This is a genomic window from Mucilaginibacter sp. 5C4 (genome assembly GCF_034345625.1).
GTDB lineage: Bacteria > Bacteroidota > Bacteroidia > Sphingobacteriales > Sphingobacteriaceae > Mucilaginibacter > Mucilaginibacter aurantiaciroseus.
In genome coordinates this window covers 165,723-187,391 of the sequence record NZ_CP133775.1, presented here as the reverse complement: position 1 = coordinate 187,391, position 21,669 = coordinate 165,723, and the positions used below count along the sequence as shown (strand labels likewise).

The following is a 21,669-nucleotide window of genomic DNA, read 5'->3' as shown; positions in this document are numbered from 1 at the left end:
CTCCTTAATTGTTTATAAGTTTATCATCAACATGTAGCTCGTTTGTACATAACTCTTTACCAGTTACAACAATCCTGTCGTCCGGATTAATAGACGCGCCTTTCACCTCAGTGTATTGCCCGTCCTGAAAGCCGATGGTAACAGGTATTTTTTTGACAATATGGTTACTGACCAGGTACAGGAATGCTTTGCCGTCAACATTGCCAATTGCCGCGTTGGGTACCGATAACAGATTGACGTCGCTGCCCATTTCAAAGCTTACATTGGCATACATGCCGGGCCTTAACTTCAAATCGTTATTTGGCATATCCACTTCTGCCTGCATGGTTTTGGTATCCATATCCAACCCATAAGCTAAACGGGTTACTTTTAACAGGTAGGTTTTTCCGGGTATTTCAGCAAAACCTACCTTAACTACCGTGTTTTTGGTAATATCACCGGCATTAGTTTCGGGAACATTCACCATTAACCTGATAGGGTTAAGGTTTTGAAGATCAAATAAAGCTATAGCTGTTGAGTTGCTTAACCCATTTTGGATAACATCACCGGCACTTACATATCGCTTGGTGATCACCCCTACAAAAGGAGCCCTTATTTGTAAATAACCTAATTGAATAAGTAATGCCTGGTAGGTAGCTTTCGCAACGTCATAAGCAGCTTTCGCATTTTCCACATCAGTGGCCGTTGTTAATTGTGGAGTTTTATGCAGGATATTTTGCAGCCTCGTATTCAATGCTGATTTAGCCTGGAGATCAGCAGCCAGCATTTCCTTTTTTTGCAGCAGTTCTGGGTTGTTTAAAACGGCTAATACTTCTCCCTTTTTTACAAAATCGCCAATATCAACCTTTAAAACGGACAGATAGCCGCTGGTTTGCGCAAATATTTTAGTTTGCTGGTAAGCCATAGCATTACCGGTTAAATTTAAAACATTGTTAAAGCTATGTTTAACGGGGAAGGTGACCCCAACGAAAGGGATGGAAACTTGATTTTCCGGCTTCTGTTGTCCGCATGAGGTGAAAAATATAAGGATCGGGATAATTATACAAATGGTTGACGTTTTCATGAGCTTTAGTTGATTTTTTTTGTTCATTACGTAAAACAGTACAGGCACAAAAAACAGCGTTAAAAAGGTTGCTGCTATCACGCCGCCAACAATAGCTCGCGCTAATGGTACATTAGCTTCGCCGCCGGTTTCATAGCCGATAGCCATGGGCAACAGGGCAAGTATGGCTACAACGGAGGTCATTAAAATAGGGCGGAACCTGTTTTCAACACCTTCGAGAATAGCGGCAGGTAACAGTTTGCCTTCTTTTAAAAGATTGTTCATCTTATCAACAAGCAGGTTACTGTAAGCCACGCTAATCCCGGCCATCATAATAATGCCCATCATTGACTGTATATTGAGATAGGTATTGGTAAGAAGCATAACAGCCGTTACACCAATTAGCCCCAGAGGTATCACTGATATGATGATCAGCGGGAGTTTAAAGGAGCGTAAGAGCGGTACTATCACTAAATATATCAGTACAACAGCCAGCCCAAGCCCGAGCCCCAGGTTACTAAATGATTCCCGCATGCTTTGTACTTCGCCGCGCATGGTAATTGTATAACCTTCCGGCAGTGTTTTGCGGATAATTTTTAGCTGCTTTTCTATATCTTTAGAGATAGACCCTATATCGCGGCCATCGGTATTGGAGTAAATGTCAGTTACCCGCTGAATATCAACGTGGTTAATCTCTATCGGAGCCGATCCTAACGTGGTTACAGCCACATTTTTAAGAAGAGACATAGGCGAACCATTAGCAGCGGTTATCCCAATGTTACCCAGCACACCAGGTTTATCAAGCGCAGCTTCGGGGTAGGTTACCCCCACAAAATAGTGGTTGCCATTTTTGTCATCTATCCAAAATGAAGGTTTAAAATTAACACTTGAATTTAACGCTGAAACGGTGTTTTTTACAATATCATCAGCATCAATATGTAGCAGCGCAGCCTTTTGCCTGTCAATATTCAGTTTTAATTCCGGATGGTCATAACGCTGCTGAACCCTCACGTCTTCGGTCCCGCTAACCGTGTTTACCACGTTCCTGATATTTTCAGCTATAGTCCTTGCTTTTTGTAAGTCATTACCGGTAATCTGTATGTCAATAGGTGATGGTAAACCGAAATTTAATGCCTGTGTAACGATTCCACCCGTATTGAAAATGAATTCAACGCCGGGAAATTTGTCCTTTAGCTTTTTTCTTAATTCGCGAACATAGGCAGCAGTAGGCTTGTGGCCCTTATTTAATTGCATGGACAAAGTAGCATCTTGTGTGCCTGAATTGGGTGTATAAGCCGCAGGCCAATCGTTAAGTACGCCTATGTTAGATACGGTCGTTCTTAGGTCGCTACCGACATTTTCCTTTAAGAAATGCTCAATTTCAGTGATCGTCGTTTCCGTATTTTCTATCCTGGTTCCCGATTCCATTCGGACATCGATAGATATTTGCCCGACATCCATTTTGGGAAAAAGTTCTGTACCCAAATTCATGAATCCGAATACCGAAACTGCGAAAACGAATAGTACACCTGCAATTAAATACCAGGCCTTTGGCAGCAGCTTGGCAATCACATAACTATATCTGGTGGTAATACGTTCAATAAAACGGTCAAACGTAGCTAAAAACCCATTTTTAAGATGTTCATCTTTTTGGTAAGGTTTCAATAACATAGCGGCGGCTACCGGAACAAGCGTCATAGAAAAAATTCGTGAGCCAATCATGGCGAAACACACCACAACGGCGAGTGGTGCGAATAAAAATTTAGCTATCCCCGTTAAAAAAACAACCGGAAAAAATACTATACAAATAGTAAGGGTGGTAACCAGTACCGGCATTGCTACCTCCTGGGCGCCGTCAAAAGCGGCTTGGGCAGGCGTTTTACCCATTTTTAAATGCTTGTCGATATTTTCCAGCACTACAATCGAGTCATCTACCAGTAACCCGATGGCAAGGGCTATTCCCCCTAAAGTTATACTGTTAATACTATCGCCGGTAAAGTACATGGCAATAAAAGTAAACATGATAGAAAGCGGGATGCTGATAAAAACGATCAACGCCGAACGGAAATTCCCCAAAAAAAGCAGTAAAGCCAGTGAAACTAAAACTAAACCGGTTACTCCCTCCTTCTCGAGGCCACTGATGGAATTGCGTACATAGTCTGACTGGTCAAGTATAATATTCAGGTTAACTGATTTAGGTAGCCTTGTTTTCAGCACCGCCAGTTTATCGTTCACGGCTTCAATGGCAGCAATGGTGTTAGCTTTTGGCCTTTTATAAATTGGTATATAAACCTGGCGTTTGCCATTGATGTGAACAATGTTGGTTTGTATGGCGCTGGCATCTTTAGCATAACCAACGTCATGTAAATAAATTGGAGCGCCATCTTTCATTTTTATAATGATATTATTAAAATCATCCACTTTAGGCAGCATCCCGTTAGCGTTGACACTATAATTAAGCGGGCCGATATTGATGTCTCCTGTAGGTATCATTACATTGTTTTTTTGAATCGCCTGTACTATATCTGTTTGTGACAAGCCATAAGCCTGCAGTTTTTCGGGATACACATACATATAGATGCGGCGCAGCTTACCGCCATAAACGGCCGGCGCTATAATCCCCTGTACCGATCCCAACAGGTTGCGCAACTGGAAATAAGCGATATCATAGAGCTCTTTCTCAGAAAGCTGGTCGCTGCTGACAGCGAGTAATGCCAGCGGCACAGATGCCGTGGGGTCATAAGGCATTACCATAGGAGGGATAGTCCCCGGCGGCAGATAATAAAGATCTGAAGTGGCAAGTGAAGTGGCCTGCGACATGGCCGTACTGGGGTCAATTTCGGGCCCGTAATAATTCCTGAGTATGCTCACACCTATCATACTCTTACTTTCCTGGCTTTGCACGCCTTCTGCTTGCCCTGTCCAACGTTCCAAGCGGCTAGTAATGTCTTTTTCCATTACTTCGGCGGGCATGCCCGGATATAAAGTGAGTATTTGTATAGCAGAAGATTTATAGGTGGGCAATATATCTACTGGCAGTTTTTGAAGGGAAACTATACTGATGATGGCCACCAGCAAGCATACCACAATAACTAGGTACTTGTTTTTAAAAGCAAGTTTTAACATTTTGAAATTTGTTTAGTCCACCCCCCAGTAACCGTTACAGCAAACTAAACTGCAGGCCAAAACAGGGTGTAGTAAAAAATACTACCCGTAAACGAATGATACAGGTAAACAATTAAAGTATGACTAAACTAAAACAGGGGGTCCGCGAAGCGCATTACTATCAAGAGGGGGGGCTGGCGTATGGTGGAAGAAATAACGAGGTAGCGTGGTATTGTTGGTTGTATTAATTTGCAGATGAAATATATAAACTGCAAAAATGAGCTTAACTAAATCGGGTGAGATCCGATGGGATTCCTCTGAACTTTGAAATTTTGAATGTAGATAGGGTAGTGTTTTGCAGGTCATAACCGGCCAAATGTTAGTGCCTTTACTTTTTGCCCTCAATGCACATAAGCCATGAACCTGGTGACCATTAACAATAATTGGTTTTTCAGGACAAATATCAACTTGCATCCATGATAAAAACAGGATGGCTGTGATGAATAATAAAAATATACTTTTTGCTTTATGCATTTTAACAAATGTAGTCCTTTTAAACCAGCAACAATTAATTATTTAAAATGTCTGCGTTTAATATGCTTGTAAAATAGTCTATCAGACGAGAAATAAGGGGACAGACGATGGTTATTTAAATTTACGGAGGAATAAATATGATTTAGTAAAAGGGTAAAAAAGCCATAGGGGAATCGAACATAATTAAAACCCAATTGACTTACAATACTTTATATGGCTGTGATGTGCTATGTACCGAATTGCTAACCACTTTATGATGTAGATTAAATACAAACCTTACAGTATAAAGATGCAAAATACTGCAATATTAATGACACTTAATTGGATTTATTTTGGATTTCAGTGCCTTCCAGTAATGTCTTTGGTTTTCTTTATTATTGCCAACTCACTCTTCAATAATAAATTTTTGTTAGCTTTTGTTAGAAAATTACTGGGCACACACCCAATTTACCGATTGTGACAAGGGTAGGCTTAATACCCCTGGCGATGAGCACCCGGCGATTTTATGTTTCACACCCAATTCAAGCATCCCCAATATTAACTAAACCGTATAAGGGTTAGCCGGAAGCCTCAATAACTAACATTTTCCATTGTTGACCAACAATTTTTGCCTCCATATAATATCCATGATCCTGGTGTCGGATGAAATTAAAACCGCTTTATGCAAGTCACGAGAAACAGCATTAGCGCCTGAGCTCTTTAGACACTTGTTAGATGCATTTCCTGGGTAACAAATGTTACCAATTACCTTTTCAAATGCCCATAGTTTTGCTGGAAATTAAATATGAATGAACAGCAAAAGCTATTTTTATTTTAAAGGCTATAATAATAGTTATCCTCATAAATGTATCTGCTATTAAAGTTTCAGCGCAGGATAGCACAAAAAATTTAAGTCTGAATGAAGCCATTGATGCTGCCTTAAGTAATAACAGGGACATACGTTTAGCAAAACTGGATGAAAATATCGCTTCCGCCAACTATAAGCAGACCGAAGCCGTTTTTCTTCCCCAGGTTGGGCTTTCATATACGGCAATGAGTAGGAACAACCCATTGAATGCTTTTGGGTACAAATTGGAGCAAAGATCCATCGCCCAAAACGATTTTAATCCTGCACTTTTAAACCATCCTTCCGGCACATCAGACTTTATGACTAAGCTGGAAGTGCGGCAGCCTATCCTGAATATGGACATGTTGTATATGAGAAAGGGAGCTGAAAAGCAAACTGAAGTTTACCAGTACAAAACGCAGCGCACCAAAGAGTACCTGGCCTTTGAAGTTCAGAAAGCCTATCTGCAACTGAAATTAGCTTATGATGCTGTAAAGGTATTAGAAGATGCATTTGAAACAACAAAGTCGGTTTATACCTACACAGGCAACTTTAATTTCGCTCTATGCATGATCGTCCAAAGGTTTGACGCAGTGATGTTAAGTTCCTTGCAAATATTTTCGGATTCTTCTTCATCTACGTGTTTCATTGAAAATACAGCGGCCCACTGAACGGGCAGGTCATTGAGACATTTATCGAAAACGATAAAAAGTTCCTTTTTTTCTAAAACATCTAGTTTGTCAGTTTGCCATAAAAGTGGTCTCGCATCCTTTTTCCACTGGCCATTCGCCTCGAAGTATTCATCTTCATCAGTTTACGCTATGTCTTCCAATCGACCTGTCTTAGTTTCCCGTCTAAGGAGATCGTAGATATTGTTTTTAAGAATGGCTGTAAGCCAGGTCCGCTCTCAACAAGTTCCTTTAAATTGATTGACCTTTTTAATGCTTTGAGAAAAGTATCCTGCACCATGTCTTCTGCCTTTTGCTTGTCTTTAAGGTGGTTCATTGAAAAACTGAATACGTACCCGAAATGTGCATGCACAGAATCATTTTGGGACGGGCGAAAATTACCCCTGACCCGGATGAAAACCAGTTACAAATGATAGCAGCTGCCATAAAAGTACCGGGTTTTGAATTAATTAACAGTGAAGCAGATAAAATGGTGGAGGCAATCAAAAATGCTGTTATTGAGATTGTCTATCATTTTGATCTGTCGGAATTCAATACATCCTTTTCCAATTTGATAGCTGACCGGGCGGCCAGGGATTATGCCCATTTGAGCTGTATGTTTTCTAATCTGCAGGATACCACAATTGAGCGGTTCATCATGGAACAAAAAGCAGAAAAAATAAAAGAGTTGATCGAACATGGTGAATTAAATCTAAATGTGATCGCTTATAATATGGGCTATAGCAGTAGCGCCCATTTATCAACGCAATTTAAAAGTGTCACGGGTAAAACGCCCAGCCAGTTCAAAAGTGAGAAAACAGCGGGGAGAAAGTCTATTGATAAAATTTGAATATTAACCGATAGTCCTACCAGCCCACATATTCCGGGGGCTTGATCCCATTTAAGCGAAGGTAAACGACTAACTGCCCTAAATGATGCGTTTGATGGTCATGCATTAAGATCAATATTTGCCTTCGTGTCATTGGGCCTGAGAAGAACTTCACATGGTCATCTAATTGGCTGACATTGATTTTCATATGCGCGCTCAATCCAAGATCATAGGCATCCCCCAACACCTTTAATACCGCAGCTTTTGATAATTTTTCTGTTGCAGCCCTTTTAGAAGGGGCATTAACCAAAAGAAAGGAGGACGATAGCCAGGTCATGTTATCGGCGATATGGAGCAATTGCTCACGGAAGCTCATTTCTTCAGGCGATGCTTTAAAATCATAGCCGTCTTCAGGCATCAAGGCAGCAAGTTTTAAAGCATAGCTCTTACTGTTCACCCATTTACGGGCCAACTGTACCTGTAAGCTGTCTGTTGACTGTGCCTTTACAGTATAAATGGCACCCAAAAAGAACATTAATGTAAAAATTCGTTTCATTTATAAAATTCGTTAATAATACCTGAATATTTCTGTTAAATTGTTGTAAAATCTATTGTAAGTTGTCGACATATCCTTTAACACTGCTTTCAATAAGAGAACAGGGAACCAGCAAGGGCATATCCGTCAGCGTAACAACAATGATATTGCCTTCAACCCGAATATTGCCCTTAAACAGCATCCCTAAAATTTCAATTTCAAAATGTCCGCCGTTAGCGTCCCCGATATAGGTTGCGCCAAACCGTTTAATTTCACGAAGAGCTAACTGGTAGGTTTCTTCTAAATCTTGTTTTGGTTTTATACTAAAGTTACAGCTCATGTTGGATTATTCGATCACAAATTCTTTCCTGTGATTTTTTTAAATGGCAGCAGCAATAAATACCGCGCCGTCATTTGAGTGGGCTCACGGTATGCTGGTAAACCAATGATGAGTTCTTCCTGGTGGTCATTGATTTTAAATGTTCGGTGCAGCCTGTCCCAAAAAGAGAAGATTACTGCGTAATTGCTGTTGGTTTCCGCCTTATTGATAGAATGGTGTATTCCGTGCATCCTTGGCGTAACGATCAGCCTGTTAAGGCCAATTTCCAGCCGGTAAGGGATTTTCATGTTACTATGATGGAACTGTGTTGCTGCCTCAAAAAAAAGCTCATAAGCCAGCACCTGGGCCGCAGTCGCGCCTGATAGCAAAACGAACAACCCCCTAAAAAATACAGAACCGATCATTTCACCAAAATGAAAGCGAAATGCGGTCAAGGTATCAAGGTCAAGGTCGGTATGGTGAACGAGATGAAACCGCCAAAGAAAAGGGCTTTTATGGTTAAGTACATGCCACAGGTAATTCCCGTAGTCGAGAATCAAAAATGTTAAAATGAGCTGAATAACGTTTGGCATCGGTAATATTCGCCCCATCCCGTATCGCTTATTTTTTAAAGCCAGTTTTACCATCGCCGGTAGAAAAACAAACCGAAGCAGGCCAAAAGCCGGAATAGCAACAATTGAGTTTATGATCATCCTTTTTTTCAAAGGCTGTGTCGGCTTCCGAAGCCGACGCCTGCGCTCAACGATGAAGAGCAAGACAAAAACAGCCGTAAGCAGCGGTGCCGCTTTTTTGTCAAATATCCGCCTGACTAAATCCATATCGTGTCAATCAATTACCCCTAATGGCATATTTTGCTTTTATCTCATCTGCAACTTCTAAAAGGTCTTTACCAATAAAATCCGGCTTGTCTGCAAGCGGATAAAGAGACTGGCCTTTTCTGCTTATAAAAGCAGTTTGTAACCCTGCCAGTCCGGCACCCGCAATATCCCAACCATGAGCAGCCACCAAAATGATTTCTCCTGTACCTGCGCCAAGTTGTTCCGCTGCCCATTGATAGGTATTTAAAGAGGGTTTATAAGTCTTTATGGCATCTATACTCAATGTAGATTCGAAATAAGCCTGAATCCCGGCAAAATTTAACTGGTCAGTCAATACCCGTTCTGGAGAGTTGGTCAGGGTCGCCAGCCTGAAACCGGCGGCGCTTAATTTTTTCAAACCCGGCTCCACATCAGGATATGCCGTTAAGTGAGTCATCAACCCAAGTACCGACTTTTTTGTTTCGTCATCGATAGACAGGCCGAAGGACTCTGCTACCATGTTCAAAGTTGCTCCTGCAATTGTTGGGAAATCACGGTAATTCGCAGTGTTATTCGCAACGAGCGAGTATTGCAATAATAATCCGAACCAAATGCGAAATGCATCGGTATGATCAAGAATGGTGTTGATCCGCTCCTTAATTGGTGTCATATCTAATAAAGTTTCATTAACGTCGAAAAGGATTACCGGCTTGTGATTGTTTTTTATCATGTTATTTTTTGATTTGCCGTTTAACTTTATTAACAGCGGAATACATACCATACACAATCATCACGCCAATAAAAAAATACGCCCAAACAGGGATATGCTGACCAACGACAATCAGGTACAAATAGGCTGAAATAAAAAACAACCCAGTCAACATTGAGGGGATCAAAAAAGATTTTTTCTTTCGGATATTATTAATTGTCCATGAAAGTGACGCAAAAAAGAACGGGATTGCGCCAACGTATATTCCACCAAAAATAAACGGGTTAACGTGGTATTGCTCGCCTAAACCTAAAAACCAATCCTTTACCGAATGCCACCAATCCATCAGCTAAAAATTTGATATGCTTTTTGCAATAATGCTTTTATAGTGGGCGTGAGCCCTTCGGACATCAAGTCGGCAACCAGACTTTGATTAATGCGGGATGCAACCGGGTATGGATAAACTTTATTAAAGATCGCTTTAACTGAAAGCCGGGCTGTATTAGCTAAAATCAGCTCCTGTATCAACTCACCGGCGTTTGGCGCAATCATCGTTCCACCTAATATTTTTTGTTTTCTGAATACGCCACCCTTGCTAACCAGCAAAACTAACTTCGCATACTGATAACTATCTACGACCGCCCGGTCATCGTCTGTAAAATCTTTTTCCAATCTTCGATAAGCAATTTTTCTTTCCTTTAATTGCTTATCGTTTAAACCGAATGTAGCCAGTTCGGGATCGGTAAAAGTTACCCATGACATATATTGGTTATCGAGTTTCTTTTTAAAAGGCGAAAAAAGATTATTCAGAATAATTCGCCCATGAAATTCGGCTGCATGTGAAAACTGAAGATCCCCTGCAATATCCCCACAAACGAATACATTTTTGTTGGTTGTCCGCAGATAAGGATCAACGATGATTTTGTTTTCGGTAACCTGAATGTCGGCTCTTGAAAGTGTCAAGTGCTCTAATACAAGCTCCCTTCCGATTGCAACAAAAATGGCGTCGAAATCAATTGCTATTTTTTTGCCATTGCAGTTGTCGACGATAGCTTCAGTTGCGGAAATAAACCTATCAATCCTGGCATTTAGTAAAAATTCAATACCCTCCTTTTCCAACTGTTCCTGCAATATCGTTGTTACAGCCGGATCGTCATGCTCCAATATCTCCGAACCTTTATGGATCAAAGTAACCCTTGCCCCCAGACGGTGCAGTGCCTGCGCAATTTCAATTCCGATTGGCCCCCCGCCAACGAACAATATTTTTTTAGGCAGGGCATCGAGGTGAAAGACGCTTTCATTATCAAAATACCTGACCTTTTCCACTCCCTCGACTTTTAACAAGCGAGGCTTTGAACCGGTTGCGATAACGATCTTTCTGGCGGTATATGTCTTATCGTTTACAGTCACCTCATTCTTTCCCGAAAAATGAGCATTTCCCAAAGCTACGGCGATTCCCCTGTCATTCAACCATTGGGCGTTTTCATGCGTCCGTATAAATGACCGTTTCTCGTTTATATAGCTGATCACTTTTTTAATATCTGCGTTGCCGCTCACTTGCAAGCCAACATTAGCTGCCTCCCTCGCCTGATGAACAATTTTAGCAACGCGGATCAAGGCCTTGCTGGGCACACAACCGTCGTTTAGGCAATCACCGCCAATATCCAAATCCGATGTCGAGATCATTAAGACTCTGAACCCGGCCTGATTCATAAACAGCCCGACAGTTAGCCCACCAGAACCCGCGCCAATTACAATAATATCGTATTCATATTTTGCCATTCTCTTATTGGTTAAAGCTTATTCTGGCTAATTAGTTTCTTATAAGTGTTGACGAGTTTATCCTGCGAAAAACCAAGCACGTACAAAAATAGATAATAAAAAAAATCCCTTGTGTTTTATAAATGCCATTTTCCAGGTATTTACGGGCGGATGTGACCACGGGCCTTTTGATAATCTTAAAGCGGATAGCTTTCCTCAGCCGCTTTATTAACTCCTGATCTTCCAAAACAATGTGTCTTTCAGAAAAACCACCTGTCCGATCAAATTCTTCTTTTGTAACAAATAAACTCTGGTCGCCAAAGCGGATGGCGTTGACATCAAAACGGGTGAGCCAGCAATTAGCTTTTAAAAACCAATGGGGATAATCGAAGGATAACATAAAGCAACCTGCCTGGTAACCATTGCTTATCGCATTTGCAATATCATTGATAAACCCGACAGGTGGCATGGTATCGGCATGCAAAAAATAGAGTATTTCGCCTTTTGCCAGCGCCGCTCCGGCATTCATTTGAGCTGCGCGCCCCTTTCGCTGTGAAAGTAATGTTATCGCCCCCGCCTGTTTTGCTAATGTAATTGTATCATCTGTGCTTCCGCCGTCCGAAACAATGATTTCAAAATGCCCGTCGCTATTTGTTCCATTCAATTTCTTGATAGTGGCTGCTATCTGATCGGCTTCATTATATGTTGGGATGATAATGCTGGTCATGATTTTTGGAAAAGATTTGTATTGATCAAATCCTGCTCATCATCAATATCATTCAGGACAGGTAAAAGGAAGTAAGTTAATACCAATTTATTACTTGGATGACTCGCACTCGCGGCCTGTTGACCTTTCTGCGCGTTTACCGTCGACTGTAATGCGCATGTAGATGGCCATAGGGTCCCCTTTGTAGTTTTTTTTCTTTCTGATATAGAAAAGCATATGGAAATTACTGTTCATAATTACAAGCTTAAAAGGTAAACAAAAGTAAGTTTGTAGCCTGCCTTTATCAAGATGTCAACTCGTTTAACAAGTTGATAATCAATTAATTAAAAGTAATTCGGTGCGTAGTGTTTTGCCATATAATACGCACCGAATTACGCTCATTTTTGTTGCGTTTTGGTGCATAATATGGTGTTTTGATGCTAACAAAAAACCCTGCAAACTTTTGATTTGCAGGGTTTTAGCACCTTTTGGTATTTTTTTTTGTAGCCCGTAGGGGAACGATTTCGAACCCCTTTTTAGCAGATTTGAGACTCTTGGCAGAATCTTAGTATTAACTAAATTGGATATACCAATTTAATTGACCCCTCTCGCCAATCGTTCGTGACCCCTTTGAGTTAAGGGTTTAAAAGAGCATAAAGTTATTGTACAGACAGGCTCCTGGGAGCGGATGCTTTTGTCCGGTTTAACAACTATTATTTTTACAAAAATACATTTTCTGATTTAGAGTTTCTTCTCCTTAGTGATTCGCCATACAGTTCAACCCTTAATGAGTGATGAACAATGCGGTCAAGGATAGCATCGGCGATTGTTTTTTCACCGATAACATCATACCATTCCTTGACTGGGATCTGCGAAGTGACCACCGTAGAGCGCTTTTGGTGCCTGTCTTCTATAATATCCAGTAAAGAAGCCCGGCTCTGGGCATCAAAAGGCTGTAGACCGAAGTCGTCCAATATCAACAGATCGGCCCGTTCTATTTTTTTCAGTTCTGCCAGAATGGTACCTTTTGCTTTGGCCAGCTTCAGCTGGCCCATAAGCTTGGCCGTATTGACGTATAAGACCTTGTACCCATTCTGACAGGCCTGATAGCCAAGCGCTGTCGCCAGATAGCTTTTGCCTGTTCCGGTGGAACCGGTAATAAACAGATCCTTGTGCTCCTTAACAAAGTCAAGCCCGGCCAGCCTGTGTACCTCATTCTTGTCCAGACCACGATCTATACCGTAGTCAACCTGCTCCAACGAAGCTTTATACCTAAAGCCTGCTCCCCTGATGGCTCGTTCTACGTAACGGTTTCGCCGGTCGTCCCATTCACTGGCGACCAGCAGGGCGATGAACTGATCGGCTGTAAGCGATTCTTTTACTGAACTCTCCAGATTGGTTTTAAAGGCATCATACATGCCATAAAGGCGAAGCTGACGCATCTTGTCTAATGTTTCATTATTCATTTGTTCTATGTTTTATGGGTTACTGGTAATATTCTTTTCCTCTGATATTGTTATGGGCGGGGATCACTGATGTCTCGTCCTCTGGCTGAAGCTGGTCCAGGCGTTTCTTGAGTATCTCTTCGATAATTGGATAGTTATACTGGTGGAGGTTGTAGGCCCAGCGGCAGGCACCAGCCAGCCTTCCGGCACCAACACGACGGGCAAAGCTTAGAATGCCAGCGCATGATTTGTAAGCCTGTTCCGGATAGACCTTATGTTCCAGTACCTTGGTAATGTAGCGGGCTACATCCTCATGAATAGCTTCGGCCTCCTGAATAAACTTTTCAGGGCACCATTCAGTAAGGAAACGATGCTGCGAGGCCAGGTGATTGTCATCTGTTGTGTGGCGATACTTGATACGGACACGTGGATGGGCTGCGATCTGAGTGTACTGGTAATAGATCTTAACGGAACCGGAAGTATATAAGACCTTGACCTTCTTTCCGATATAAGTGTAAGGCACGCTGTAATAGTGAATATCCTCGCCCAGGCGGATATATCCGTTCTTCATAACGGTAACCATTACCTGTTTATTAACCTCGTAACGCAATGGGTTCAGTGGTGCCAGTACATCCCGTTCGATCTCTTCGAACTGTTCCCTGCGGGAGTAGGTCCGCCCGGAGAAGGGTTTGTTGTTATGGATCTCTAAAGCGGGACGTATAGCCGAGTTCAGCGATCCCAGATCGCTGAACCTGCGGCCTTCCAGCCTGGTGTATATGCTCCGGTAGATCAACTTTACCGCTCCTTCCACTAAGGACTTATCACGCGGCTTATAAACACGTGCAGGCACAACGGTAACGGAATAATGTTCAGCGAAGGAAGCGAACTCGTCATTAAGTATGGCTTCGTATTTACTCCCCCGGGTTACCGCAGAACGCAGGTTGTCCGGCACCATGGCAACAGGAACCCCGCCAAAGTAATGCAGCGCATTCTCACAGGCTTTGATCAGATCTTCTTTACGCTGGCTTTCCACCGCTTCTACATAAGTAAGCTGACTGCAGCCCAGGATAGCTACAAACACCTCCACATCCTGTACGCTACCTTCGGATAGGGTGATCTGCAGCTTACTTCCTGTGAAGTCAATATACATCTTATCGCCGGCCTTGTGATCAATGTGCATGACCGGCCGCGAGAGTTGTAGATAAGTGTGGACCGCATTATTGAACCGCGAACGGCCATAGCCATCAGGATACTTTTCGATATACTCATTATGCAGCATCTCGCGGGTTACGCCCTTCTTTTTGAGCTTCTTGCATATCTCGGGAAGCAAGGCCTCCAGCGTCTGCATACGGGGATTGTTCTCGGTCTTGCCAACCGGGGTAGTGAACAGCACGGCAAGCTCGCTATCGCTCCTGGCGCCAAATGCCTCGTGGCTTATGCCCAAATCGTGCCATACACGTACGTACTTTTTAATGGTGTTACGGGAAATACCTACCATCCCGTGAATCGTTTTGACCCCGGTACCCTGACAGTATAATCGAATGATCTGCCTTAGTTTATTCATCTTGATCGGTTTATTGGACATTGTATTCGCTGGTTTTCGTTTATCTAAAAAGTAAACAAAAACTTTGTCCGCAGGTACCGTCAATACAAAAACTTCGAGCTCTTTTAGGGGGTCACTTTCGCGTGGCGAGAGGGGTCACTTTGCTTTGGCGAAGTGGGGTCATCATCACGCGGCAAAAGGGTACTTCTTCAATCGGTCTGATGGGGGCATTTTATTGAGTTTTATCCAGTGTTTATCTACCTGTGTAAAAAAGTATAATGATGATGAAAACGCCAAAGGGAACCACGGAAGTTAAAATATTTAAAGTTGGTGTAAACTAATTAATTTCGCATAACATGGCTGTATAGGAATGAGTAGTAAAAAAAAGAAATTAAACACAAATTAAGCCAGTTTAAATTGAAAACTTAAAGTTTATTGATTTGCTTCCTTGTCTATTTCTATCGGAATAAGTTTTTCTTTACAGTAGCTTTCAATTTCTGTATCATTGAGAAAGTACTTGTCGCAAAATTCATTCAATTCTTTTTCAGTAGACATGTAATAACGTTCTTCGGCAGTTATTAAATTATCTACTTGTTGTATAAATTTTTCAAAATCCCGACTTATTCTACACAACTTGTCGATAGTTTTAAAATCTAAATCTCTATATCTCGGCTGGAATAAAATTTTGCTTTTGTAAGGATTAGCGTTTAATTGAATAATTCCAATGCCGAATGACTGGTTTAAACGTTCCATTTCTTCGGTTAAATTGTCGCTAAATTCAAAAGCAACTAAGTATCCATAATTTGCCCAGCTTGAATTTGACACAGCTTGAAAAAAAGCTTTTTTTAAATCAGCATCGCTATTGATTTCTTTCTTTAGCTCGTAAGAGCTTAGCTTAACAGTCTCTACGCTGTTAATTGACTTCATAAAGCTTTGACTTGCTTTTGTTTGGAGGTTCAAAAATTTGATGCCAACCATATCTGGATGAGTCCAAATTTGATTGCTGTCCTTGCCATAGGTTGATTGTTCATGAAAAATTGTCTTGGAATAAATCGAGCTGTTCTTTAAATACGAACTCAATAGTATATGTAAAGATCGTTCGTCGTAACTCTTTACCTTGTTTTCTTTCGCAATAGGTTGAATCACCTCACTTGATATTCCGCTCAAAATGTCAGAGTCTATGTTTTGTTCATTTTTGGTTAGGTAATAGGAATATGTTCCTCCATCCTGTTTGATACGTTTTACCCTTGAATTGTATATTCCGGGGAAATGGACCATGTGATTCCGTGGCAAACTGACCAGGGGATTAGCTGGCGAACGTATGTAGCGAATGGTGTAAAAGCGTTTTCAAAAGTAGTTATTTAAAAGTGTTTATTGCAGGTCAGTATTTGAATCAGGATTTCGTTTTTTCCTCATCGATTCTCCTTTAAGTTCTATGCGGTGGGCATCATGAACGATCCGATCCAATATAGCATCAGCAATTGTTTTTTCACCAATAACCTCATACCATTTACTAACTGGTAATTGAGAAGTGATGATCAGAGAAGTCTTACCATGCCGGTCTTCGATAATCTCCATGAGTGCTGCTCTGCTCTGTGCATCAAAAGGCTGGATACCGAAATCATCCAATATGAGTAACTGCTGACGCTCGATCTTAGCGACCTCTTTAATATAGGAGCCATCTGCTTTGGCCATCTTCAATTTGGCGAATAGCTTTGGTGTGCTGGCATACAGCACCCTGTAGCCCAGTATACAGGCGTGGTGACCAATGGCAGAAGCTATGTAACTTTTGCCGATGCCGGTGCTGCCTGTGATCAGCAGGTTCTCATTACGGTCAATAAAAGTACAATCAGCCAGACGCATGATCTGATTTCGGTCAATGCTGCGATCAGCGTGATAATGGACATCTTCTACTGAAGCTTTATAACGGAAACGGGCATAAAGCAGCTGCCGGTCGATCCGCCTGTTCTGGCGGTATTCCCATTCCAGATCTACCAGGTGTGCAAGAAGCTCATCAGCCGTGTAGTCATTAGTTTTGCCAGTTTCCAGGCTACTTTTAAAGGCATGGAACATACCGAAGAACTTTAGCTTCCGTAGTTTGTCTAACGTGTTTGTGTTCATTTATTTGTTGGGTTTAAAGGGTTACTTGTAATAATCTTCTCCTCTGATATTATCATGATTGGGCATTGGCAGCTCATCGGCAAACAAGCTATCTTCATAACTGTCCATCTTGTTTTCCAGGATTGATTGTATCGTTTTATAGTTATAGATCCCATAACCGAGCGCTCTCCTGCAGGCAATGGTCAGGCGTTCATTACCCGCTTTTCGTGAAAAGCCGAGTATGCCGACACAGGATTTATAGGCCTGCTCGGGATGTTGCTTACGTTCAAGGATCTTTAGGATATATAGCCGGACGTCTTCATGAATGGAGGCGGCCCAGCTAAGAAACTTATCTGGTGTCCATTCAGCAACAAACTGGTGGGTGGAGGCCATATGGTCTTTATCCGTGGTATAGTTATAAGGGCTTTTAATGCGCTTATGCATTGCAATACGCTCATAGTGATAGAAGGCCTCCACCGAAGTGCTGGAATACAGCAGCTTGATCTTCCTGCCAATAAAGCGGTAGGGTACGCTATAGTAATGTTTATCAGGCCCCAGGCTGGAGATTCCGCTGATGTTGACTGTCTTGTCCTGATATAGCTTGTCACTAAAGACAAGAAAATGAAAGCAGTATCAGTAAAAAAGAAGAAAGTCGCAATTGTTGTTAGGCGGAAGCCATTTGATAAGGTCGATGAGCAGACCAAAATAAAGATTGTCGAAGAAATAAAAACTGGGATGATCAGTTGCCTTGGGGCAAGCCGAAAATACCGGGTTCCAAGAAACACCATAAAGGCATGGGCAGGTAAGCTTAATTTGACTACTTTGCTGAATGTCAACAATTCCTCAGCGCTTCCCGGGATGACCCAAAGTCAGGAATCAAAGTTACTCGTAAAGAAGATACATGAGCTTACTAAGGCATTAGAGCTATCTCAATTAAAGAACCTTGCCTTGGAAACGATGATCGAGGTAGCTGAAAGTGACCTACATATCAAGATCCGAAAAAAGCGTGGTACCAAACAGTCTTAAGAATGCGGCAAAAGCGGCCAGAGTATACCCTGGTAGCTATTTGTGCACTGTTTGGTGTAAGCCGTCAGGCTTACTATTTAGCTCATCATAAGGCTGCAAGGACAAGCATAGCACATATGGTTGTGTTAACATTGGTTGGTGAGTTCCGTGCTGCTGTTCCTATGCTTGGAACCAGAAAACTATTACATATGCTCATTCCGGAGATGGAAAAACATGATATAAAGATGGGCCGGGACCTGCTGTATGACCTGCTACGTTTCCACGGCTTATTGATTCGCAGAAGAAGACGCATGGTGAAAACAACAGATTCTCATCACTGGTTAAGAAAATATCCTAACCTGATCACGCACCTAACCGTATCAGCACCAGAGCAGCTCTGGGTAAGTGATATAACTTATATCCGTACGTTGGAAGGCTTCAGCTACCTGAGCCTGATCACAGATGCCTATTCCAGAAAAATCGTTGGATATGCCCTGCATCCCAGCCTGGAAGCAGTTGGATGTATTGGAGCCCTGGAAATGGCAGTAGACGGAAGGAAACGGCTATCTCCATTTATCCTGATACATCATTCTGACCGAGGAATACAATACTGCTCCCAGAATTATACAGCACTGCTAAACCAGGATAGGATCGCCATTAGTATGACTCAAAGCGGCAGTCCTTATGAAAATGCACTTGCCGAGCGCGTTAACGGAATTATCAAGAATGAGTTCTTTCCTAAAAAGGTTTATCAGAACCACAAGGAAGCAAAGAAATGCATTGTAGCAATCATTGGTCATTATAACGATAGGCGTCCACACGCAAGCTTAAATTACCATACACCGGAGCAGGCTCATGGCATGTCCGGTGAAATCAAAAAGCGTTGGAAGGGATATCCACGCCCCAAAAAAGGAAAGGAGGAAAATCAGGTTACTGGCATTTAAGACCGTGCTGGCAAAAAGAAAAAAAGAAGCAAAAAAGAAAAACGCATTAGGATATGGAAAACTGAAGGAGTTTCCCACATCCTAACACGCTAATAATAACAATAAGAGGTAAGCTTTCAGCTATTAAGAAAATAAAAGGCGTACCCTTGTAAAGTAAAAGCAGGACTAATGAAATATCGGTGTAAACCGATTCCAGTATTACTACTCAAAAACGACAAGTAAAACCAGGACGAGACACGACAAGTAAAACCAGGACGAGACAGACCACCTGATTCCGGGGGAAGCTGACCAGGCATTCCGGGGGAAACTGACCAGGGTATTCCGGGGGAAACTGACCACCCTGAACGGGTAGTAGATGCTGTAGAGGCAACCATATTTTTGGAGGTTAAAGACAACCACCCAGAAGCATGGCCAATTCGACAATCAGCATGAGTAAGATAAGACAGATCCTTAGGATGTACAATCAGGGGCGTAGCATAATGTCCACAGCGGCCCAGGCGGATGCATCCAGGAATACCGTAAAGCGGTACCTGACCGCCTATAAAGCCAGCGGCTTTACTTTCGAAGAGGTGAATGCTTTGAATGATAAGGAGCTGGAAGACTTCTTTGGTAAAAGCAAAGAAGCACCACCCAATAGCCGCATGCAGTCAATGCTGAGGTGTTTCCCACACGTTGATAAAGAACTCAAGCGTACGGGTGTTAACCGGCATATGCTATGGGAAGCCTATCGTAAAGAGTTTCCTGAGGGTTATCAGTACAGCCAGTTTTGTTTTTACTATACCCAGTGGAAAGCCCGAGTGAACCCGGTGATGCACATGGAGCATAAGGCCGGCGATAAGCTGTATGTGGATTTTGCAGGTGAAAAGTTAAGCTTTACAGACAAGGAAACCGGTGAGATCATCACCGTAGAGGTCTTTGTAGCGATATTGGGTGCCAGCCAGCTTACTTATGTAGAAGCGGTATTAAGCCAGCAGAAAGAAGACTTTATTGCCGTCTGCGAGAATACGCTGCATTATATCGGAGGCGTCCCTGATGCCATAGTTCCCGATAACCTGAAAGCGGCAGTGACCAAAAGCAGCCGCTACGAGCCTACACTGAATGAGACATTCGCGGACTTTGCAGATCACTATGGAACCACTGTGTTGCCTGCAAGAGCTTACCGGCCACGCGATAAAGCTTTGGTAGAAGGTGCCGTTAAGATTATGTATACACGTATATACGCCCCGTTAAGAAAGACGATCTACCATTCCTTAACAGAACTGAATGTGGCCATCAGGCTGGCCCTTGAAGTCCACAACAGCCAGTTGCTCAAAGGGCGGAACTACAGCAGAAGATTACAGTTTGAAGAAGTGGAACGCGGAGCGCTTACACCCTTGCCAGTACTGCGTTATGAGTTTAAAAAACAGTTCCATGCCACGGTAATGAAGAACGGGCACGTCTGCCTGGGGCCTGATAAACATTACTATAGCGTACCCTACCGCTTTATTGGCAGGAAGATCAAGCTGCTGTATTCCAGCACTTCGGTGGAGGCCTTCTATCACTATGAGCGTATTGCAATGCATAAGCGCATTAAAAGCCCTTATAACTATACCACGGATAAAGACCATATGGCCTCCACCCACCAGTTTGTTGCTGAATGGACACCAGATAAGTTTCTTAGCTGGGCCGCCTCCATTCATGAAGACGTCCGGCTATATATCCTAAAGATCCTTGAACGTAAGCAACATCCCGAGCAGGCCTATAAATCCTGTGTCGGCATACTCGGCTTTTCACGAAAAGCGGGTAATGAACGCCTGACCATTGCCTGCAGGAGAGCGCTCGGTTATGGGATCTATAACTATAAAACGATACAATCAATCCTGGAAAACAAGATGGACAGTTATGAAGATAGCTTGTTTGCCGATGAGCTGCCAATGCCCAATCATGATAATATCAGAGGAGAAGATTATTACAAGTAACCCTTTAAACCCAACAAATAAATGAACACAAACACGTTAGACAAACTACGGAAGCTAAAGTTCTTCGGTATGTTCCATGCCTTTAAAAGTAGCCTGGAAACTGGCAAAACTAATGACTACACGGCTGATGAGCTTCTTGCACACCTGGTAGATCTGGAATGGGAATACCGCCAGAACAGGCGGATCGACCGGCAGCTGCTTTATGCCCGTTTCCGTTATAAAGCTTCAGTAGAAGATGTCCATTATCACGCTGATCGCAGCATTGACCGAAATCAGATCATGCGTCTGGCTGATTGTACTTTTATTGACCGTAATGAGAACCTGCTGATCACAGGCAGCACCGGCATCGGCAAAAGTTACATAGCTTCTGCCATTGGTCACCACGCCTGTATACTGGGCTACAGGGTGCTGTATGCCAGCACACCAAAGCTATTCGCCAAATTGAAGATGGCCAAAGCAGATGGCTCCTATATTAAAGAGGTCGCTAAGATCGAGCGTCAGCAGTTACTCATATTGGATGATTTCGGTATCCAGCCTTTTGATGCACAGAGCAGAGCAGCACTCATGGAGATTATCGAAGACCGGCATGGTAAGACTTCTCTGATCATCACTTCTCAATTACCAGTTAGTAAATGGTATGAGGTTATTGGTGAAAAAACAATTGCTGATGCTATATTGGATCGGATCGTTCATGATGCCCACCGCATAGAACTTAAAGGAGAATCGATGAGGAAAAAACGAAATCCTGATTCAAATACTGACCTGCAATAAACACTTTTAAATAACTACTTTTGAAAACGCTTTTACACCATTCGCTACATA

General features: G+C 42.4%; 21 protein-coding genes and 1 pseudogene. 6 read left to right on the top strand and 16 right to left on the bottom strand.

Annotation, left to right across the window (positions count from 1 at the left end; translation table 11 throughout):
- Positions 1-4: 4 nt before the first annotated feature.
- Entirely contained in the window at positions 5-4,168 is a 4,164-nt protein-coding gene (locus RHM67_RS00850) for an efflux RND transporter permease subunit (RefSeq protein ID WP_322229637.1), read from the bottom strand.
- Positions 4,169-4,291: 123 nt separating this feature from the next.
- The gene (locus RHM67_RS00845; protein ID WP_322229636.1) at positions 4,292-4,681 is read right to left on the bottom strand and encodes a hypothetical protein; all 390 of its coding nucleotides are present in this window, start codon (positions 4,679-4,681) and stop codon (positions 4,292-4,294) included.
- An 804-nt stretch (positions 4,682-5,485) separates the two neighbouring features.
- Here RHM67_RS00845 and RHM67_RS00840 point away from each other — a divergent pair.
- Positions 5,486-5,989 (top strand): annotated as a pseudogene (locus tag RHM67_RS00840) (TolC family protein); the annotation flags it as partial.
- A gap of 56 nt (positions 5,990-6,045) precedes the next feature.
- Here RHM67_RS00840 and RHM67_RS20560 read toward each other — a convergent pair.
- Positions 6,046-6,156: a hypothetical protein gene (locus RHM67_RS20560; protein WP_369124777.1), complete on the bottom strand. Its 111-nt coding sequence runs from the start codon at positions 6,154-6,156 to the stop codon at positions 6,046-6,048.
- Positions 6,157-6,542: 386 nt separating this feature from the next.
- Between RHM67_RS20560 and RHM67_RS00835 the strand changes: the two genes are divergently transcribed.
- On the top strand, positions 6,543-7,025 hold the full coding sequence (locus tag RHM67_RS00835) for a helix-turn-helix transcriptional regulator (protein WP_322229635.1): 483 nt from the start codon (positions 6,543-6,545) through the stop codon (positions 7,023-7,025).
- Positions 7,026-7,041: 16 nt separating this feature from the next.
- Here the strand turns inward: RHM67_RS00835 and RHM67_RS00830 are convergent, their stop codons facing one another.
- The 13 genes from RHM67_RS00830 to RHM67_RS00770 form a co-directional block, all read right to left on the bottom strand.
- Positions 7,042-7,560, bottom strand: a complete 519-nt coding sequence (locus RHM67_RS00830) for a DinB family protein (protein WP_322229632.1) — start codon at positions 7,558-7,560, stop codon at positions 7,042-7,044.
- A gap of 52 nt (positions 7,561-7,612) precedes the next feature.
- Positions 7,613-7,879, bottom strand: coding sequence for a hypothetical protein (locus RHM67_RS00825; protein WP_322229631.1), 267 nt, complete (start codon positions 7,877-7,879; stop codon positions 7,613-7,615).
- A gap of 14 nt (positions 7,880-7,893) precedes the next feature.
- Entirely contained in the window at positions 7,894-8,697 is an 804-nt protein-coding gene (locus RHM67_RS00820) for a sterol desaturase family protein (RefSeq protein ID WP_322229630.1), read from the bottom strand.
- 10 nt (positions 8,698-8,707) lie between these two features.
- Positions 8,708-9,406 (bottom strand): haloacid dehalogenase type II, encoded by a 699-nt coding sequence (locus tag RHM67_RS00815; protein ID WP_322229628.1) that lies wholly within the window; start codon positions 9,404-9,406, stop codon positions 8,708-8,710.
- Position 9,407: 1 nt separating this feature from the next.
- On the bottom strand, positions 9,408-9,731 hold the full coding sequence (locus RHM67_RS00810) for a hypothetical protein (protein WP_322229626.1): 324 nt from the start codon (positions 9,729-9,731) through the stop codon (positions 9,408-9,410).
- Complete coding sequence (locus RHM67_RS00805; RefSeq protein ID WP_322229625.1) at positions 9,731-11,167, bottom strand: dihydrolipoyl dehydrogenase family protein; 1,437 nt, start codon at positions 11,165-11,167, stop codon at positions 9,731-9,733. Before RHM67_RS00805 ends, RHM67_RS00810 begins: the two co-directional genes overlap by 1 nt.
- Before the next feature lie 31 nt (positions 11,168-11,198).
- Entirely contained in the window at positions 11,199-11,873 is a 675-nt protein-coding gene (locus RHM67_RS00800) for a TIGR04283 family arsenosugar biosynthesis glycosyltransferase (RefSeq protein WP_322229622.1), read from the bottom strand.
- Between the two features lie 90 nt (positions 11,874-11,963).
- Positions 11,964-12,107 (bottom strand): hypothetical protein, encoded by a 144-nt coding sequence (locus RHM67_RS00795; RefSeq protein ID WP_322229621.1) that lies wholly within the window; start codon positions 12,105-12,107, stop codon positions 11,964-11,966.
- 464 nt (positions 12,108-12,571) lie between these two features.
- Positions 12,572-13,318 carry an IS21-like element helper ATPase IstB gene (istB, locus tag RHM67_RS00790; protein ID WP_322227467.1) on the bottom strand — a complete coding sequence of 249 codons (747 nt, stop codon included), beginning with the start codon at positions 13,316-13,318 and terminating at the stop codon, positions 12,572-12,574.
- Positions 13,319-13,337: 19 nt separating this feature from the next.
- The gene (gene istA, locus RHM67_RS00785) at positions 13,338-14,861 is read right to left on the bottom strand and encodes an IS21 family transposase (protein WP_322229620.1); all 1,524 of its coding nucleotides are present in this window, start codon (positions 14,859-14,861) and stop codon (positions 13,338-13,340) included.
- Positions 14,862-15,272: 411 nt separating this feature from the next.
- Positions 15,273-16,007, bottom strand: coding sequence for a hypothetical protein (locus RHM67_RS00780; RefSeq protein WP_322229619.1), 735 nt, complete (start codon positions 16,005-16,007; stop codon positions 15,273-15,275).
- A 204-nt stretch (positions 16,008-16,211) separates the two neighbouring features.
- Complete coding sequence (gene istB, locus RHM67_RS00775) at positions 16,212-16,961, bottom strand: IS21-like element helper ATPase IstB (protein WP_322229616.1); 750 nt, start codon at positions 16,959-16,961, stop codon at positions 16,212-16,214.
- A 21-nt stretch (positions 16,962-16,982) separates the two neighbouring features.
- Positions 16,983-17,498 (bottom strand): Mu transposase domain-containing protein, encoded by a 516-nt coding sequence (locus RHM67_RS00770; RefSeq protein WP_416182869.1) that lies wholly within the window; start codon positions 17,496-17,498, stop codon positions 16,983-16,985.
- Positions 17,499-17,561: 63 nt separating this feature from the next.
- Here RHM67_RS00770 and RHM67_RS00765 point away from each other — a divergent pair, with 63 nt between their 5' ends.
- The 4 genes from RHM67_RS00765 (at position 17,562) to istB (RHM67_RS00750) (ending at position 21,618) form a co-directional block, all read left to right on the top strand.
- Positions 17,562-17,966, top strand: a complete 405-nt coding sequence (locus RHM67_RS00765; RefSeq protein WP_322227398.1) for a hypothetical protein — start codon at positions 17,562-17,564, stop codon at positions 17,964-17,966.
- A gap of 2 nt (positions 17,967-17,968) precedes the next feature.
- Positions 17,969-18,889: an IS3 family transposase gene (locus RHM67_RS00760; RefSeq protein ID WP_322227400.1), complete on the top strand. Its 921-nt coding sequence runs from the start codon at positions 17,969-17,971 to the stop codon at positions 18,887-18,889.
- A 407-nt stretch (positions 18,890-19,296) separates the two neighbouring features.
- The gene (gene istA, locus RHM67_RS00755) at positions 19,297-20,847 is read left to right on the top strand and encodes an IS21 family transposase (protein WP_322229617.1); all 1,551 of its coding nucleotides are present in this window, start codon (positions 19,297-19,299) and stop codon (positions 20,845-20,847) included.
- A 21-nt stretch (positions 20,848-20,868) separates the two neighbouring features.
- On the top strand, positions 20,869-21,618 hold the full coding sequence (istB, locus tag RHM67_RS00750; protein WP_322229616.1) for an IS21-like element helper ATPase IstB: 750 nt from the start codon (positions 20,869-20,871) through the stop codon (positions 21,616-21,618).
- Positions 21,619-21,669 lie beyond the last annotated feature (51 nt).

What these genes read in the sequence shown, in the direction of transcription:
- RHM67_RS00850 (WP_322229637.1), bottom strand. Translation starts at nt 4,168, where the DNA reads ATGTTAAAACTTGCTTTTAAAAACAAGTACCTAGTTATTGTGGTATGC.
- RHM67_RS00845 (WP_322229636.1), bottom strand. Translation starts at nt 4,681, where the DNA reads ATGCATAAAGCAAAAAGTATATTTTTATTATTCATCACAGCCATCCTG.
- RHM67_RS20560 (WP_369124777.1), bottom strand. Translation starts at nt 6,156, where the DNA reads ATGAAACACGTAGATGAAGAAGAATCCGAAAATATTTGCAAGGAACTT.
- RHM67_RS00835 (WP_322229635.1), top strand. Translation starts at nt 6,543, where the DNA reads ATGCACAGAATCATTTTGGGACGGGCGAAAATTACCCCTGACCCGGAT.
- RHM67_RS00830 (WP_322229632.1), bottom strand. Translation starts at nt 7,560, where the DNA reads ATGAAACGAATTTTTACATTAATGTTCTTTTTGGGTGCCATTTATACT.
- RHM67_RS00825 (WP_322229631.1), bottom strand. Translation starts at nt 7,879, where the DNA reads ATGAGCTGTAACTTTAGTATAAAACCAAAACAAGATTTAGAAGAAACC.
- RHM67_RS00820 (WP_322229630.1), bottom strand. Translation starts at nt 8,697, where the DNA reads ATGGATTTAGTCAGGCGGATATTTGACAAAAAAGCGGCACCGCTGCTT.
- RHM67_RS00815 (WP_322229628.1), bottom strand. Translation starts at nt 9,406, where the DNA reads ATGATAAAAAACAATCACAAGCCGGTAATCCTTTTCGACGTTAATGAA.
- RHM67_RS00810 (WP_322229626.1), bottom strand. Translation starts at nt 9,731, where the DNA reads ATGGATTGGTGGCATTCGGTAAAGGATTGGTTTTTAGGTTTAGGCGAG.
- RHM67_RS00805 (WP_322229625.1), bottom strand. Translation starts at nt 11,167, where the DNA reads ATGGCAAAATATGAATACGATATTATTGTAATTGGCGCGGGTTCTGGT.
- RHM67_RS00800 (WP_322229622.1), bottom strand. Translation starts at nt 11,873, where the DNA reads ATGACCAGCATTATCATCCCAACATATAATGAAGCCGATCAGATAGCA.
- RHM67_RS00795 (WP_322229621.1), bottom strand. Translation starts at nt 12,107, where the DNA reads ATGAACAGTAATTTCCATATGCTTTTCTATATCAGAAAGAAAAAAAAC.
- istB (WP_322227467.1), bottom strand. Translation starts at nt 13,318, where the DNA reads ATGAATAATGAAACATTAGACAAGATGCGTCAGCTTCGCCTTTATGGC.
- istA (WP_322229620.1), bottom strand. Translation starts at nt 14,861, where the DNA reads ATGAATAAACTAAGGCAGATCATTCGATTATACTGTCAGGGTACCGGG.
- istB (WP_322229616.1), bottom strand. Translation starts at nt 16,961, where the DNA reads ATGAACACAAACACGTTAGACAAACTACGGAAGCTAAAGTTCTTCGGT.
- RHM67_RS00765 (WP_322227398.1), top strand. Translation starts at nt 17,562, where the DNA reads ATGAAAGCAGTATCAGTAAAAAAGAAGAAAGTCGCAATTGTTGTTAGG.
- RHM67_RS00760 (WP_322227400.1), top strand. Translation starts at nt 17,969, where the DNA reads ATGCGGCAAAAGCGGCCAGAGTATACCCTGGTAGCTATTTGTGCACTG.
- istA (WP_322229617.1), top strand. Translation starts at nt 19,297, where the DNA reads ATGGCCAATTCGACAATCAGCATGAGTAAGATAAGACAGATCCTTAGG.
- istB (WP_322229616.1), top strand. Translation starts at nt 20,869, where the DNA reads ATGAACACAAACACGTTAGACAAACTACGGAAGCTAAAGTTCTTCGGT.